The sequence below is a fragment of the Ruania rhizosphaerae genome (assembly GCF_009805705.1).
GTDB classification, from domain to species: Bacteria; Actinomycetota; Actinomycetes; order Actinomycetales; family Beutenbergiaceae; genus Ruania; species Ruania rhizosphaerae.
Genome location: NZ_VSMB01000041.1, coordinates 1 through 619 on the forward strand (window position 1 = coordinate 1; position 619 = coordinate 619).

A 619-nucleotide genomic window follows, 5' to 3' on the forward strand; every position below is an offset into this window, starting at 1 on the left:
GTGTCGTAGCGGTGGTAGCCGACCACGGTGCGCACGACGGCCCAGTTCTTCTGCTCCACGTGGGCGCCGTCGTTGGAGTTGCCTGGCCGGGACCGGGTGAAGGTGATCTGCCACTCCTGGCACCAGTGGAGCAGGTGGTGGTTGATGAGCTCGGACCCGTTGTCGCTGTCGATGCCGAGGACCGGGAACGGCATGACGAGCGTGATCTCCTCCAGTGCGGTGATGACCCATGTGCGGGCCTTGTTGCGCAATGCTCGGTTCTGGCGTCCACCCGGTGGCGATGTCGGTGACGGTGACGGTGAGGGTGTAGGCGTGCTCTCCCAGGGCGTTGCCGCCCTCGTGGCCGACCAGATCGATCTCGACGAACCCCGGCACGGCGTCGTCCCACTGCGCCCAGGTGCGGATCGGGATCTGGTCCTTGAGCAGCGACCCGGGCTTGGTGTGCGAGTGACCTCTCAGCGTCAGTTCCGCGCGGTCAGCGGTCAGGCGGCGGTCCATCGTGGCCGGTGACATCGCGACCAGCGCGGTCGCGGTCTCGTCGGTGACAGCGAGCTGGTCGAATCGTCGCAGCCGTGGCACCAGTTCGGCCATCATCGCCGCGAGCCGCGAGCCGCGAGCC

General features: G+C 67.9%; 1 protein-coding gene and 1 pseudogene. One reads left to right on the forward strand and one right to left on the reverse strand.

Annotated elements, in window-relative coordinates; all coding sequences use genetic code 11:
• A pseudogene (locus FV560_RS20465) lies at positions 1-194 on the reverse strand (integrase); the annotation flags it as partial.
• Here FV560_RS20465 and FV560_RS20470 point away from each other — a divergent pair.
• A complete protein-coding gene (locus FV560_RS20470; protein WP_200837455.1) occupies positions 193-510 on the forward strand; it encodes a hypothetical protein in 318 nt (105 codons plus the stop codon). The pseudogene FV560_RS20465 and the gene FV560_RS20470 overlap by 2 nt on opposite strands.
• Positions 511-619: the final 109 nt, after the last annotated feature.